Raw genomic sequence first — 13,374 nt, 5'->3', positions numbered from 1 at the left:
AAACCTGGTTTCGCCGCCCTTTTTGTAACGCCTGTCGCCTACGCGAATGCGCCGTGGCAGTGCTTGTATTTCTTGCCTGAGCCGCAGGGACAGGCTTCGTTGCGGCCGACCTTGCCCCAGGTTTCGGGCCGCTGCGGATCGCGTTCCTCGGGCGCGACGACGCGCGAATCCTGCATCACGGCGACAGCGACATCGCCGAAATCGTCCTCGCCGGTGGTGGCGTCGATATGCTGGCCGAAAGTGGTGGGCGCTTCCGGCGGCGGCGCCTCGGCGGCCTCGCGCACCAGTTCCACGCGCATCAGCTGCGCCGTCACCGCCTGGCGCAAATTGCCGAGCATGGCCTGGAACAGCTCGAAGCCTTCGCCCTTGTATTCCTGCAGCGGGTCGCGCTGGGCGTAGCCACGGAAGCCGACGACCGAACGCAGATGGTCGAGATTGACCAGATGCTCGCGCCAGAGATGGTCGAGCGTCTGCAGGATGACCGAGCGTTCGACATAGGCCATCACTTCGGGGCCGAAGCGTTCGGCGCGTTCAGCCGCGGTGGCATTGGCGCGCTCGGTGATGCGCTCGCGGATATCCTCTTCGGCGATGCCCTCTTCCTTGACCCAGTCCTCGATCGGCAGGTCGAGATTCAGGAACTGCCGCACGCCTTCCTTGAGGCCGACGGCGTCCCACTGTTCGGAATAGGCATTTTCGGGAATGTGCTTGGTGACCAGTTCCTCGATCACGCCCTCGCGCATTTCGGCGATGGTCTCGGAGAGGTTTTCGCCGTCCATCAGTTCGAGGCGCTGCTCGAACACCACCTTGCGCTGGTCGTTCTGCACGTCGTCGAATTTCAGCAGGTTCTTGCGGATGTCGAAGTTGCGCGCCTCGACCTTCTTCTGCGCCTTTTCCAGCGCCTTGTTGATCCAGGGGTGGATGATCGCCTCGTCTTCCTTGAGGCCGAGCTTCTGCAGCATGCCGTCCATGCGCTCGGAGCCGAAGATGCGCATCAGATCGTCCTGCAGCGACAGGAAGAATTTCGAGCGTCCGGGGTCGCCCTGGCGGCCGGAGCGGCCGCGGAGCTGGTTGTCGATGCGCCGGCTTTCATGACGTTCGGTAGCGAGCACGTAGAGCCCGCCGGCGGCCAGCGCCTTTTCCTTGAGCCGCGCTACATCCTCGCGGATCGCCTTTTCCTTCGCCTCGCGCTCGGGTCCGGCCGGCATGTCGCCAAGCTCCTCGGCAATCCGCATATCGGCATTGCCGCCGAGCTGGATGTCGGTGCCGCGGCCGGCCATGTTGGTGGCGATGGTGATGGCGCCGGGCTTGCCGGCCTGGGCGACGATCGCCGCCTCGCGCTCATGGTGGCGTGCGTTCAGCACCTCGAAATCGTGGAACCCGTCCTTGCGCAGGCGCTCGGCCAGCTGTTCGGATTTTTCGATCGATGTGGTGCCGACCAGCGTCGGCTGGCCTTTGGAGTTGGCTTCGCGGATCTCGCGGACGATGGCCCTGTATTTCTCCTCGACCGTCCGGTAGACCTCGTCGTCCTCGTCCTGACGGATGACCGGCAGGTTGGTGGGCACTTCGGTCACTTCGAGGCCGTAGATGTTGCCGAATTCCTCGGCTTCGGTCGACGCCGTGCCGGTCATGCCGGCCAGCTTCTTGTACATGCGGAAATAGTTCTGGAACGTCACCGAGGCCAGCGTCTGGTTTTCCGGCTGGATCTGGACATGTTCCTTGGCTTCCAGCGCCTGGTGCAGGCCCTCGGAATAGCGCCGTCCCGGCATCATGCGGCCGGTGAACTCGTCGATGATGACGATTTCGCCGTTGCGGACGATGTAGTCCTTGTCGCGCTGGAACAGCCGGTGCGCCTTCAGCGCATTGTTGACGTGATGGACGATGGCGACATTCTCGACATCGTAGAGCGATTCACCCTTCAGGTGGCCCGCCTCGCGCAGCAGGTTTTCGAGCTTCTCGGTGCCCTCCTCAGTGAAGGTCGCCGTGCGCTGCTTCTCGTCGATCTCGTAGTCGGCCGGCTCGAGCTTGAGGATGAAGGCGTCGACCGTATTGTACATTTCCGAGCGGTCCTCGAGCGGACCGGAAATGATCAGCGGCGTGCGCGCCTCGTCGACCAGGATGGAGTCCACCTCGTCGACGATCGCGTAATTGTGACCGCGCTGCACCATCTGCGCGCGCTCATACTTCATATTGTCGCGCAGATAGTCGAAGCCGAGTTCGTTGTTGGTGGCGTAGGTGACGTCGGCGGCGTAGGCGGCGCGGCGCTGGTCGTCGGTCATCCCGTGCACGATGACGCCGGTGGTCAGGCCGAGGAACTTGTAGACGCGGCCCATCCATTCGGAGTCGCGCCTCGCCAGATAGTCGTTGACGGTGACGACATGGACGCCCTTGCCTTCGAGCGCATTGAGATAGACGGGCAGCGTCGCCACCAGGGTCTTGCCCTCGCCGGTTCGCATCTCGGCGATGTTGCCGCCGTGGAGCACCATGCCGCCGACAAGCTGCACGTCGAACGGGCGCAGGCCGAGCACGCGTTTGGCCGCCTCGCGCACCGTGGCGAAGGCGGGAACGAGAAGGTCGTCGACGCTGGCTCCGTCGGCAAGCTGCTGCCGGAACTCGTCGGTGCGGGCCTTGAGCGCTTCGTCGGAAAGCCCCTGCATTTCGCTTTCCAGCGCGTTGATCGCTTCCACCCTGGACCGCGTCGCTTTGATGCGACGATCGTTGGAGGAGCCGAAAATCTTACGGGCGATGCCGCCGAGACTGACCATCAAGTGCTCTTTCAATCCGTATGTGCCGGCCGGGCGCCGGCTGAACCCGCCAGAATGTGCCAAGGCAGATTCGAACGTGAAAAAGCGCCCGGAAAACGGTTCTGGACGCAAAGACGAAGGACAGATAAGAGGGGGCAGAAGCGATGTCAACGTTGCAGCGATGCTGCCCGGCGCGCCGAATTCCGCCACATTCAGGCTGGTTGAAGCACGTTAGTTACCGGATCGGAGTATAGTCATGAGCATCAAACATCCACGCGCCGCGCTCGCCGGCATCGGCATGGCCGTCGGCATCAGCGTCCTCGCGGCGATCGGCGCAGGCGCGCAGGAAACCGCGCCGACTCCCGCCGCGCCGGCTGCCCCGGCACAGACGGCTCCCGACCCGGCAACGGTCGTCGCCACCGTCAACGGCCAGACCATCACAGAGGCTGACCTGACCTTGGCCGAGGCCGATCTCGACCAGCAGTTCTCCCAACTTCCGCCCGAGCAGCGCCGCGCCGCCGCTTTGTCGGCGCTGATCGAAATCCGCCTGCTCGCCTCGGAAGCCGAGGCCAAGGGGCTGGACAAGGATCCCGAATTCGAACGCCGCATGGCCTTCCTGCAGCAGCGCGCGCTGCACAGCGCCGTCATCGATAGCGAGGTCTCCTCCAAGATCACCGACGAGGAGATCCGCAAGCGCTACGACACTGAAGTGTCGAGCACGCCCCCGGTCAACGAGGTCAAGGCGCGGCACATCCTGGTCAAGACCAAGGAAGAGGCCGACGCGATCATCAAGCAGCTCGACGCCGGCGGCGATTTCGAGAAGCTCGCCAACGAAAACACCACCGACCCGAGCGGCAAGGAAACGGGCGGCGATCTCGGCTATTTCGGCCCCGGCCAGATGGTGCCGGAATTCGAGAAGGCGGCCTTCGCGCTCGACGTCGGCGCCTATTCGAAGGAGCCGGTGCAGAGCCAGTTCGGCTTCCACGTCATCAAGGTCGAGGACAAGCGCACCCAGCAGCCGCCGGCCTTCGACCAGGTCAAGGACCAGATCCGCTCGATCCTGCTGCGCGAGAACTATTTCGCGCTGGTCAAGTCGCTGCGCGGCGCCGCCAAGGTCGACATTGCCGACGCCGAACTCAAGAAGGCGATCGAGCAGGTCGACGGCGCGCAATAGACAGCGGCAATTGCGGGTTTCTCAAGGGCCTGCAAGCAGGCCCTTGGCGATGATCCGCACAGCCTTGCGGATCGTCTCGTCGTCCTCGTCGAGGCGGTTCGTCAGGAGATGTATCCACGCATAGCCGGACAGCATCTCGGCGACGAAGGTGGGATCGACGCCGGCGGCGACTTCGCCCCTGGCCTTGGCGCGTTCGACCATCCGGCCGTTATATGCACGCCGCTCCTTCATGTAGTCGGCAAGTGCGGCTGAGGCGGCCTCGTCCGACTGCGCCTCCGCCACGAAGGAGCGGAAGATGTTGCCGGCCGGCGTTTCCCGCCACTGCCTGAACAGGCTTTTCAGGAAGCGGAACATATCCTCCTCCAGCGAACCCGTATCGGCGTAGTCGATGTCGCGCTTCTGGCGCTGATAGACGTCGAGGAGAAGGGCTGCCTTGCTGGGCCACCAGCGATAGATGGTCGGCTTGCCGGCGCGGGCGCGGCGGGCGACCGCCTCGATGGAGAAGCCGGCATAGCCGGCCTCGAGCAAGACCGCCTCCGCCGCGTCGCGAATAGCGTCGGCGCTGTCCGGATTGCGTTTGGCGCCGATCGAACGGCGCGCTTTTTCGGGTGGCTTTTCCATCCGTCTCCCTGAAATCTTCAGCGCATCATAACATAGAGGCTTGACGAAACGAAACGGGTCGTTCTATTTAACGGAACGTACCGTTTCGATGGAGATTCCCAATGGCTGCTTCCTCCGCACCCACCCGCTTCTCGCGTCCGCGCTTCGCCCTGCTGGTGATGCTCGGCGTCTATCCGCTCATCACCGGGCTGCTCTACATCGTCATTCCGCTGACCGAAGGCTGGAGCACGTGGCAGCGGACGCTGGTCATCGTTCCCCTGATGGTCGTCACCATCATCTGGGGCCTGATTCCGGGTGTGCAGAAGCTGTTTCGCGGCTTCATCAATCCGGCCAGCCGCTGAGCTAGAGCCAACACTTGGTAGGAGCGATGCAACCCTGCCGGGACGAAGCCGTTCACCCGGCATGAAAGCAAGGACCATCCTGGAAGCCCCGTCGAGGCTGGGCCTGTCGTCGAGCGGCGTGGAAATGCTGCCCAAGGCGCTGCTCGCCGCCAGATTTGCCGAGAAGATCGGCGCGCGGCGCGGCGGCGAAGTTCCCCCGCCGCCGCACGACGAGAAGGTCGATGCCGCGACGGGCGTTCTGAACCTTGCCGGGATCGCCGCCTATACCGTCACATTGGCGGATGCGATCGATGCGCTGCTGGCGAGAGACGAGATGCCGGTCGTGCTGGGCGGCGACTGCTCGATCCTGCTCGGATGCCTGCTGGCCACGCGGCGGCGCGGACGTTTCGGCCTGCTCTTCCTCGACGGACATGCGGATTTCTTCCAGCCCTCGGCGGAGCCGAAGGGCGAGGTCGCCTCGATGGAGCTTGCAATCGCCGTCGGCCGCCACGACACGGTTCTCGCCAGGCCGGAGGACCACTCGCCGCTGGTCGAAGAGGAGGATGTCGTCGCTTTCGGCCGCCGCGACGAACAGGATTCGGAAGAGTTTGGCAGCCAGCGGATCGAGGACAGCGGCATCGAACTGATCAATCTCGCGCGCATTCGCGACATCGGCATCGAAGCGGCAACGAGCCAGGCGCTCGCTCGTCTCGCCGGGCTCGAAGGGTTCTGGCTGCACCTGGATGCGGACGTGCTCGACGCGAAGATCATGCCTGCGGTGGATTACATCGTGGAAGGCGGGCTCGCCTGGGATGAACTTATCCATGTCCTGCGGCAAGCCTTTTCGACCGAACGGGTTGTCGGCATGAACATCACCATCCTCAACCCGGCGCTAGACAAGGACGGTTCGATTGCCGCCCGTTTCGTCGACGCCGTAGCGTCCGGCATGAAGGCCGATTGATTATCAGGCGCATCGCGCGCAACTCCCGAGTGAGGCTTGCGCGGCGGACTGCACTAGGGCAAACGAACGTTTTCCTGTCCGGCAGCACGTTCGAGGATCCATGTCCGCCACCGTCTCACCGCTTGCGCCCAAGAAATATCCGAAAATGCCGGCGATCGAGGGCGTGCGCATCGCCACCGCCGAAGCCGGCATAAAATACAAGAACCGCACCGACCTGCTGGCCGTGATTTTCGACGAGGGCACGCAGGTCGCCGGCGTGTTCACCCGCTCAAAATGCCCGTCGGCCCCGGTCGACTTCTGCCGCGAGAACCTCGCCGGCGGCAAGGCGCGCATGCTGGTGGTCAACTCCGGCAACGCCAACGCCTTCACCGGAAAGAAAGGCCGCGAGGCGACCGCCCTGACCGGCAAGGCGGCGGCCGATGCCGTTAGCTGCAAACCTGGCGAAGTATTTCTGGCGTCGACCGGCGTCATCGGCGAGCCGCTCGATGCAGGCCGCTTCAGCCATCTCCTGGCCGGCATGGCCAGGGAAGCGAAGTCCGACCTGTGGCTGGACGCCGCCAAGGCGATCATGACCACCGACACCTATCCGAAGGTCGCCACCGCCACGGTAAAGCTCGGCGAGACCGAGGTGACGATCAACGGCATTGCCAAGGGCGCCGGCATGATCGCGCCGGACATGGCGACGATGCTGTCCTTCGTGGCGACCGACGCGCCGCTCTCGGCGGCGGTGCTGCAGAGCTTGCTGTCGAAAGGCGTCGGCGCGACCTTCAACGCCGTCACCGTCGACAGCGACACCTCGACCAGCGACACGCTGATGCTGTTCGCCACCGGCGCCGCGGCAAAGCACGGAGCGCCTCAGATCACCGACCCGAACGATGCGCGCCTCGCCCAGTTCCGGCGGGCGCTGAACCGGTTGCTCAAGAACCTGGCTTTGCAGGTGGTGCGCGACGGCGAGGGCGCGCGCAAGCAGGTCGAAGTGACCGTCACCGGCGCGAAATCCTCGCGCTCTGCAAAGAAGATCGCGCTTTCGATCGCCAATTCTCCGCTGGTCAAGACCGCAGTGGCCGGCGAGGACGCCAATTGGGGCCGCGTCGTCATGGCGGTCGGCAAGGCCGGCGAGCCAGCCGACCGCGACCGCCTGTCGATCTGGTTCGGCGACAACCGCCTGGCGGTCGAGGGCGAGCGCGACCCGCACTATTCGGAAGCCGCGACCTCTGCCTATATGAAGCGCGACGAGATCGCGATCCGCGCCGACCTCGGCATCGGACGCGGCAAAGCGACGGTGTGGACCTGCGACCTCACCAAGGAATATGTCGCCATCAATGGCGACTACCGGAGCTGAACCGGCGGTGTCGAACGCCTCACCCCTCCCCGAACTCGCCAAGGTGCGCCGCTATGAAGCGGCGGGCTTTCGCGCCTGGCCGGCGGCGGCCGTGCATTATGACGGCACATGGCTGGTGCGGCTGACGGCCGGCCATCCGGCCAAGCGGCTGAATTCGGTCAACCCGCTCGATCCGGGCGACGTCGTCAATATCGGAGAGCGCATCGCCCGCGCGGCGCGCCGCTTCGACGCCTATGGCAGGCCGCTGACCTTCCGCATGTCGCCGCTCTCGGGCGTTGCGCTGTCGCGCCATCTCGACGCCGAAGGCTGGTCGGTGTTCTCAGAATCGCTGGTCATGCGCGCGCCGCTCGATGACGCGGCGATCGCCGAGGCGATGGACCAGATTCCGCTGAAGGATATGGGCCGCTTCATCGGCGCGGCGCTGAAGGTTCACGGCTCCGATGCGTCGCTGCGGCCCGGCCTTTCCGAAATCCTCGGCTCGATCCAGCCCGAAGCCGGGCTGTTCGTGGTCGAGCAGGACGAGGAGCCGCTGGCAACCGCGATCTGCGTGCATGACGGCGACCTTGCCGGCCTGTTCGAGATCGCGACGGACGCCGCCCATCGCGGCAAGGGCCACGGCCGGCGCATCGTGCTTTCGTCCCTGAAATGGGCGCGCCTGCGCGGCGCCCGCGAGGCGTGGCTGCAGGTCGAGGCCGACAACGAGGCCGCGCTCGGCCTCTACCGCTCGATCGGGTTCTCCGAGATCTACCGCTATCACTACCGCCGGCCGCCGGAGGCGTGATGACGGACGGGAGCAAGCCTGTAATGCTGGTGGCCGCCTGCGCGTTGGTCGACGCCGACGGGCGCGTGCTGATCGCGCAGCGCCCGGAGGGAAAGCCGCTCGCCGGCCTGTGGGAATTTCCCGGCGGCAAGGTCGAGCCCGGCGAAACACCGGAAGAGACCGTCATTCGCGAGCTGCGCGAGGAACTGGGCATCGAGACCAAGGTCGCGTGCCTCGCGCCGCTGACCTTCGCCAGCCATTCCTACGAGAGCTTTCATCTTTTGATGCCGCTTTTCATCTGCCGGCGCTTCTGGGGCACGCCCCACCCGCATGAGGGGCAGGCGCTGAAATGGGTGCGCCCACACCAGATGCGCGACTATCCTATGCCGCCGGCCGACATCCCGCTGATCCCGTTCCTGATCGACCTTCTTTAGAGAACTGCGGCTTTATCTTGCTGCCGACGCCCTAGGGGTGTCTAGTCCTGCTCCCGGCGCTTCCGGTCTTCTTTGTCCGCAACAAGGGCAAAGAAGGTCAAAGACACCAGTATCCCGATGCAATATAGGAATAACCCTACAATCACGCCCACTCGACCAAAGAGCGCGTCCAGAATCGCGAATAAGACTAAGAATGTGATGGCTGGCAGTATCGGAGATCGGAGAAGCGGATGCATTGGCGATTCCTATCACCGCTACCTGCCGCCGGCGAACGATTTGTGAAAGACGTAATCGCCTTCCGCTGAGTGACGCTAGAGCCCGTTCCCAATCCAGTCGGAATAGCCAATCGCGGAACTAAATGCCCGGCCGGCAACGTTAATCATAACGTGAAGCCGCCGGGAACCGATTGCATGCCAGCCGACGCCTATGTGAACCGCATCGCGACGGCCGTGCCGGACCATGAGGTGCATCGCTTCTTCCTCGATTTCGCGGCTTCCCTGCTAGCCGCCGATCCGCGCAGCCAGCAGATATTCAGCCGCATGGCCGACAGGGCCGGCATCGAGCAGCGCTATTCCTGCTTCGCGCCGACCGACGACCCGTCGAGCGGAGCCCTCGACCGCGACGGGATTTTCCGGCGCGACGCATTTCCCGGCACTGGCCAGCGCATGGAGATGTTCGACCGCGCAGCACCTGAACTCGCTACAAAGGCAGTCGACCTGCTGCCCGAGGCCGAGCGCGACGGCATCACCCACTTGATCGTCGCAACCTGCACCGGCTTTTCCGCGCCCGGCATAGACCTCGAACTGATGGCCCGGTGCGGCCTGCCGCCCTCGGTCGAGCGCACGATGATCGGTTTCATGGGCTGCTACGCCGCGATCAACGCGCTGAAGCTGGCGCGGCACATCGTGCGTTCCCAGCCGGAGGCGCGGGTCCTGATCGTCAATGTCGAGATCTGCACGCTGCACCTCAAGGAAACGCACGATCTCGAAAAGCTCCTGTCCTTCTGCCTGTGGGGCGACGGCTGCGCGGCAGCCCTCGTCACGGCCGAGCCGCACGGCCTGCGGCTCGACGGCTTTCATGCCGCGATCGCGCCCGACCGGCGCGACCTGATGAGCTGGCACATCCGCGACGACGGCTTCGACATGCATCTTTCCGGGCAGGTTCCGGCCGCACTCCAGGAAATCCTTGGCAAGGAGATCAGCGCGATACTGCACGGCCGCGCGACAGCCGAGATCGACCTCTGGGCCATCCATCCCGGCGGAAGATCGGTTCTCGACGCCGCCGAGCGGGCGCTCGGGCTAGGCCCGCAGGCGCTGGACGATTCCCGCGAAGTGTTGCGGGCGAACGGCAACATGTCGTCGGCAACGATCATGTTCGTTCTGGAGCGGATGCTGAAGCGCGCCGCGCCCGGCCAACTCGGCTGCGCCATGGCGTTCGGCCCTGGGCTGACAGCCGAGACCATGGTTTTCAGGACGGTCTGAAATGCCGGGCCTCGCCGACCGCCTCGTGCAGCCCGAAATCCTCGACGGGCTCGCCGAGAAGGATCCGCGCGCGATCACCGCCCGGCGCGACCTCGTCCTCGTCAACAGGTTGATGTTCCAGCAGTCGATCATGGCGCGGCTGCTGGAAGACCATGTTGCGTCGCCGCCGCGCCGTATCCTGGAGATCGGGGCCGGCGACGGAGCTTTCATGCTCGGGGTCGCACGCCGGATCGCGCCGAAATGGCCGCGCGTGGAACTGACGCTGCTCGACCGCGCCGACCTCGTGACGCCCGAGCGGCGCGCCGCATTCGCCGAACTTGGCTGGCCGGCCAAGACCGTCACCGCCGATGTTTTCGACTGGCTCCATTCCGCCGACGACGCCTGCTTCGATGTCGTGACTGCCAATCTGTTCCTGCACCATTTCGCCGATGCCGATCTCGCCCGGCTGTTTTCAGCGCTGCGGCCGATCGCGCCGGTCTTCGTCGCGACCGAGCCGCGCCGGACCGGCTTCGCGCACGCCGCTTCGCGCCTGCTCTGGATGGTTGGCGCGGGCGACGTCACCCGCCATGACGCGCCGGCGAGCGTGCGCGCCGGTTTTCGCGGCTCTGAACTTTCGGCGCTTTGGCCGGCGAAACACGACCACCTCGATGAGCGCCGCGCGGGCCTGTTCACGCATGTTTTCGCGGCGAACCGGTCGGAGGACGCATGACCTATGACGCGGTCGTTATCGGGGCGGGTCCGGCGGGCTCTTGCGCCGCATTGGCGCTTGCCCGGCAGGGCCGCCGCGTGGCCATCGTCGAGAAGGTGGATTTCCCGCCGCGCAAGGTCTGCGGCGAGTTCATCTCGGCAACCAACATCGCCCTTCTTGACAAATTGGGCGTTGGCAACACATGGCGGGAAAAGGCCGGGCCGGAAATCCGGCGCGTCGGGCTTTTCGCCGGCGAACATTGCGTGGCGGCAGCCATGCCGCCAGCCTCTGGCAGTGGGTACGGGCGGGCGCTGGGGCGCGACACACTGGACGATCTTCTTCTGACATCGGCGCACGATGCCGGCGCGACTGTGTTCCAGCCCTTCCGCGCGACCGATATCGTCGCGGGCGAAAACGCCAGCATCGTGCGGATCGCGTCGCGCCATCGCGAACTGAAACTCCGCGCGCCGGTGGTGGTCGCAGCGCATGGCTCGTGGGAGCCGGGCAGCCTGCCGAGCCATCTGCCGAAGCGCAACCATCCCTACGACCTTCTCGGCTTCAAGGCGCATTTCCGGCATTCCGCCCTGCCCCACGATCTGATGCCGCTACTGGTGTTTCCCGGCGGTTATGGCGGCATGGTCATGGCCGACCAGAGCAGGCTTTCGCTGTCCTGCTGCATCCGGCGCGATCGTCTGGCCGAAATACGCCAGGCGCAGGGCGGCTCGGCGGCCGAGGCGGTGCACCGGCACATCGTGACTTCCTGCAAAGGCGTTCGCGAGGCGATCGGTCACGCCTCACTGGACAGGCAGTGGCTCGCCGCCGGACCGATCCGGCCGGGCATCCGCCCACGCTTCGCAGATGGCGTCTTCCGCGCCGGCAACTGCGCCGGCGAATCCCACCCGATCATCGCCGAGGGCATCTCCATGGCGCTGCAATCCGGCTGGCTGCTCGCCGCCGCGCTGGCCGGCGTCGATATCCATGACCGTTCCGCGCGCGAAGCGGCCGCTAAACTCTATTCGGCGGCCTGGCTGCGGCAGTTCTCGACCCGCATCCATGCTGCCGCCGCCTTTGCGGCCACCGCGCTCAACCCGGCTGGCGCGCAGGCGGTAGGCCCCTTGGTCGCCCTGCTGCCGGCTATTCTGCCGCTCGGTGCGGCGCTCAGCGGCAAGACCAGGACGCTGCCCGGCCTCCGGCATGGAAATCAGCGTTAATGGAACGTTTATTCAACCATGAAAAATTGACGGAACAGCACTGGATTGGGGCAAGGGAGAATTCGCATGGATTCCGCTAGTGAATGGGGCGCGCTGCGCATCACGCTGCTGTTCGGCGCTGCGGCGGTAGCGCTGGCGCTGATCGCCGCGCCGCTGCTTGAAAGCCGGAGCGGAACGGGTCTCGCCCGCAATGCCGGCGTCGACCTGATGAGCACCGGCAGCATAGGCGGCACGACCAGCTACACCATCCGCAGGAGCGTGCTGCAATCGTCTCCGGACGCTGTCTGCATCATCCGCAGCGATGGCGCGCGCAGCGGCGATTGCTGAAGCGCGGCTTCACCGGCTGTTAAGGCTGCCGCGTTAACCTTTCTTAACAGGTTGACGGTAGGGTAAAACGCAAAGGGGTTACCACCTATGCGGCCACTGATCCGGCGGTTTCTCGAGGACGACTCGGCAGCGACGGCGATCGAATACGGCCTGATCGCGACGCTCATATCATTGGCGATCTTCGGCAGTGCCGGCAACTTCGCCAACGTGCTGGAAATTCTCTGGAACGACAACAGCGACAGGATTGTGGAAGGCCTCAACCGGTAGAACTGGCGGTCCCTGCACGCGCCACCGGTTACTGGTCTTTCACATCGCCCAATATCTTCGTCAGCGAAACCTGCGCCGAGCCCGGCTTCAGCGGCTTCTGCTGCGAAGGATCGGGAGTCCAGCCCGACATCCACACCAGCGAGAACGTCGCCCTGATCCGCCCGTCCGCATCGGAATGGCGCTCGGCATAGATTTGCGCCGCGCGGGCAAACAGCGTCCGCGTCGCAGGCCGCCGGGAGCGCGCCTCGAGCGCGTTGGTAGCGCCCATGCCGCGCAGATCCGCCATCAGCCCGAACAGATTGTCGTAGCGCACCGTCACCGTCTCGACATCGGCGACCGGCAGCGCGAAGCCGGCCCTTTGCAGCAGCGCGCCGGCATCACGGACATCGGTGAACGGGATGACGCGCGGGCTGGCGCCGCCATGGAGTTCGACCTCGGCCGCCAGCAACGAATCGCGCAACTCAAAAAGCGTCGCCGCGCCGGCCATGCAGCCCAGGAACAGCCCGTCGGGCTTCAGCGCACGGCGGATCTGCACCAGCATCCCGGGAATGTCGTTCGCCTCCTGCAGCGCCAGCAGCGAGACGGCGAGGTCGATGCTGCCCGCCTCCAGCGGCAGGTGCTCGGGCTCGGCCACGAAGCCCGGGCTGTCGGCAAGGAACGCCGCGTCCGCCTCGATCTGGATTACTTCCTCCGCCTTGCCGGTTGCCAATACGGCATCCCGCGCGGCCGGCGTCACGCAATAGAGCGCGACCGCCTTGGTGAAACGCCGCTCGACCGCCGAAAGGCGCTCGCCAAGATCTTCCGCCGCGCGCTCCATCAGGAAATCAGCGCCCGGAACCGCCTGCGCCAGCGCCCGGCGCTTGCGCGCGATCGAAAGTTCAGTGTCGAACAGCTTCTGCAACGGGACAGAATTCCTTTTCAGGCTCGAACCAAGGGCGCTGCGCTTCCCAGCGCTTCTGCTATGGTCGGTCAACGCAGCAACCTCGTGGCCGATCCGATGCCGGAGATCAAGTCGCTTGCCATAGCCGCCATGCGATGGCCGGCGCA

The 13,374-nt window shown here is 65.3% G+C and carries 14 protein-coding genes; 11 read left to right on the top strand and 3 right to left on the bottom strand.

Going from position 1 to position 13,374, the window contains the following annotated elements; all coding sequences use genetic code 11:
• Nucleotides 1-38 precede the first annotated feature (38 nt).
• The gene (gene secA / locus MAXJ12_RS07255) at nt 39-2,762 is read right to left on the bottom strand and encodes a preprotein translocase subunit SecA (RefSeq protein ID WP_008835154.1); all 2,724 of its coding nucleotides are present in this window, start codon (nt 2,760-2,762) and stop codon (nt 39-41) included.
• A gap of 235 nt (nt 2,763-2,997) precedes the next feature.
• Between secA and MAXJ12_RS07245 the strand changes: the two genes are divergently transcribed.
• A complete protein-coding gene (locus MAXJ12_RS07245) occupies nt 2,998-3,915 on the top strand; it encodes a peptidylprolyl isomerase (protein WP_008835152.1) in 918 nt (305 codons plus the stop codon).
• Nucleotides 3,916-3,936: 21 nt separating this feature from the next.
• On the opposite strand, the gene MAXJ12_RS07240 is transcribed toward MAXJ12_RS07245, so the two are convergent.
• Nucleotides 3,937-4,536: a TetR/AcrR family transcriptional regulator gene (locus MAXJ12_RS07240; protein WP_008835151.1), complete on the bottom strand. Its 600-nt coding sequence runs from the start codon at nt 4,534-4,536 to the stop codon at nt 3,937-3,939.
• A gap of 101 nt (nt 4,537-4,637) precedes the next feature.
• Between MAXJ12_RS07240 and MAXJ12_RS07235 the strand changes: the two genes are divergently transcribed.
• The 10 genes from MAXJ12_RS07235 to MAXJ12_RS07185 all read left to right on the top strand — a co-directional run bounded on the left by MAXJ12_RS07235 (nt 4,638) and on the right by MAXJ12_RS07185 (nt 12,327).
• Nucleotides 4,638-4,877, top strand: a complete 240-nt coding sequence (locus tag MAXJ12_RS07235) for a putative antibiotic biosynthesis monooxygenase (protein ID WP_008835150.1) — start codon at nt 4,638-4,640, stop codon at nt 4,875-4,877.
• A gap of 61 nt (nt 4,878-4,938) precedes the next feature.
• The gene (locus tag MAXJ12_RS07230; RefSeq protein WP_008835149.1) at nt 4,939-5,817 is read left to right on the top strand and encodes an arginase family protein; all 879 of its coding nucleotides are present in this window, start codon (nt 4,939-4,941) and stop codon (nt 5,815-5,817) included.
• Between the two features lie 100 nt (nt 5,818-5,917).
• Complete coding sequence (gene argJ / locus MAXJ12_RS07225) at nt 5,918-7,159, top strand: bifunctional glutamate N-acetyltransferase/amino-acid acetyltransferase ArgJ (protein WP_008835148.1); 1,242 nt, start codon at nt 5,918-5,920, stop codon at nt 7,157-7,159.
• Nucleotides 7,140-7,940, top strand: a complete 801-nt coding sequence (locus tag MAXJ12_RS07220; protein ID WP_008835147.1) for a GNAT family N-acetyltransferase — start codon at nt 7,140-7,142, stop codon at nt 7,938-7,940. The genes argJ and MAXJ12_RS07220 overlap by 20 nt, the downstream gene beginning before the upstream one ends.
• Nucleotides 7,940-8,353, top strand: a complete 414-nt coding sequence (locus MAXJ12_RS07215; RefSeq protein ID WP_040585263.1) for a (deoxy)nucleoside triphosphate pyrophosphohydrolase — start codon at nt 7,940-7,942, stop codon at nt 8,351-8,353. The genes MAXJ12_RS07220 and MAXJ12_RS07215 overlap by 1 nt, the downstream gene beginning before the upstream one ends.
• Nucleotides 8,354-8,763: 410 nt before the next feature.
• Nucleotides 8,764-9,834: a type III polyketide synthase gene (locus MAXJ12_RS07205; protein WP_008835144.1), complete on the top strand. Its 1,071-nt coding sequence runs from the start codon at nt 8,764-8,766 to the stop codon at nt 9,832-9,834.
• 1 nt (nt 9,835) lies between these two features.
• Nucleotides 9,836-10,543 (top strand): methyltransferase domain-containing protein, encoded by a 708-nt coding sequence (locus MAXJ12_RS07200; protein WP_008835143.1) that lies wholly within the window; start codon nt 9,836-9,838, stop codon nt 10,541-10,543.
• Nucleotides 10,540-11,733: an NAD(P)/FAD-dependent oxidoreductase gene (locus tag MAXJ12_RS07195; protein WP_008835142.1), complete on the top strand. Its 1,194-nt coding sequence runs from the start codon at nt 10,540-10,542 to the stop codon at nt 11,731-11,733. Before MAXJ12_RS07200 ends, MAXJ12_RS07195 begins: the two co-directional genes overlap by 4 nt.
• 66 nt (nt 11,734-11,799) lie before the next feature.
• On the top strand, nt 11,800-12,060 hold the full coding sequence (locus MAXJ12_RS07190) for a hypothetical protein (RefSeq protein WP_008835141.1): 261 nt from the start codon (nt 11,800-11,802) through the stop codon (nt 12,058-12,060).
• 87 nt (nt 12,061-12,147) lie between these two features.
• Nucleotides 12,148-12,327 carry a Flp family type IVb pilin gene (locus MAXJ12_RS07185; RefSeq protein ID WP_008835140.1) on the top strand — a complete coding sequence of 60 codons (180 nt, stop codon included), beginning with the start codon at nt 12,148-12,150 and terminating at the stop codon, nt 12,325-12,327.
• A 28-nt stretch (nt 12,328-12,355) separates the two neighbouring features.
• On the opposite strand, the gene MAXJ12_RS07180 is transcribed toward MAXJ12_RS07185, so the two are convergent.
• On the bottom strand, nt 12,356-13,228 hold the full coding sequence (locus MAXJ12_RS07180) for a methyltransferase domain-containing protein (RefSeq protein WP_040585260.1): 873 nt from the start codon (nt 13,226-13,228) through the stop codon (nt 12,356-12,358).
• Nucleotides 13,229-13,374: the final 146 nt, after the last annotated feature.

Source organism: Mesorhizobium alhagi CCNWXJ12-2 (assembly GCF_000236565.1).
In the GTDB taxonomy this organism is placed as follows: Bacteria; Pseudomonadota; Alphaproteobacteria; order Rhizobiales; family Rhizobiaceae; genus Allomesorhizobium; species Allomesorhizobium alhagi.
The sequence above is the reverse complement of the archived record's forward strand: the minus strand, read 5'-3'. Positions and strand labels throughout refer to the sequence as shown.

Coding starts and splice junctions, on each gene's coding strand:
- secA (WP_008835154.1), bottom strand. CDS start 2,762: ATGGTCAGTCTCGGCGGCATCGCCCGTAAGATTTTCGGCTCCTCCAAC.
- MAXJ12_RS07245 (WP_008835152.1), top strand. CDS start 2,998: ATGAGCATCAAACATCCACGCGCCGCGCTCGCCGGCATCGGCATGGCC.
- MAXJ12_RS07240 (WP_008835151.1), bottom strand. CDS start 4,536: ATGGAAAAGCCACCCGAAAAAGCGCGCCGTTCGATCGGCGCCAAACGC.
- MAXJ12_RS07235 (WP_008835150.1), top strand. CDS start 4,638: ATGGCTGCTTCCTCCGCACCCACCCGCTTCTCGCGTCCGCGCTTCGCC.
- MAXJ12_RS07230 (WP_008835149.1), top strand. CDS start 4,939: ATGAAAGCAAGGACCATCCTGGAAGCCCCGTCGAGGCTGGGCCTGTCG.
- argJ (WP_008835148.1), top strand. CDS start 5,918: ATGTCCGCCACCGTCTCACCGCTTGCGCCCAAGAAATATCCGAAAATG.
- MAXJ12_RS07220 (WP_008835147.1), top strand. CDS start 7,140: ATGGCGACTACCGGAGCTGAACCGGCGGTGTCGAACGCCTCACCCCTC.
- MAXJ12_RS07215 (WP_040585263.1), top strand. CDS start 7,940: ATGACGGACGGGAGCAAGCCTGTAATGCTGGTGGCCGCCTGCGCGTTG.
- MAXJ12_RS07205 (WP_008835144.1), top strand. CDS start 8,764: ATGCCAGCCGACGCCTATGTGAACCGCATCGCGACGGCCGTGCCGGAC.
- MAXJ12_RS07200 (WP_008835143.1), top strand. CDS start 9,836: ATGCCGGGCCTCGCCGACCGCCTCGTGCAGCCCGAAATCCTCGACGGG.
- MAXJ12_RS07195 (WP_008835142.1), top strand. CDS start 10,540: ATGACCTATGACGCGGTCGTTATCGGGGCGGGTCCGGCGGGCTCTTGC.
- MAXJ12_RS07190 (WP_008835141.1), top strand. CDS start 11,800: ATGGATTCCGCTAGTGAATGGGGCGCGCTGCGCATCACGCTGCTGTTC.
- MAXJ12_RS07185 (WP_008835140.1), top strand. CDS start 12,148: ATGCGGCCACTGATCCGGCGGTTTCTCGAGGACGACTCGGCAGCGACG.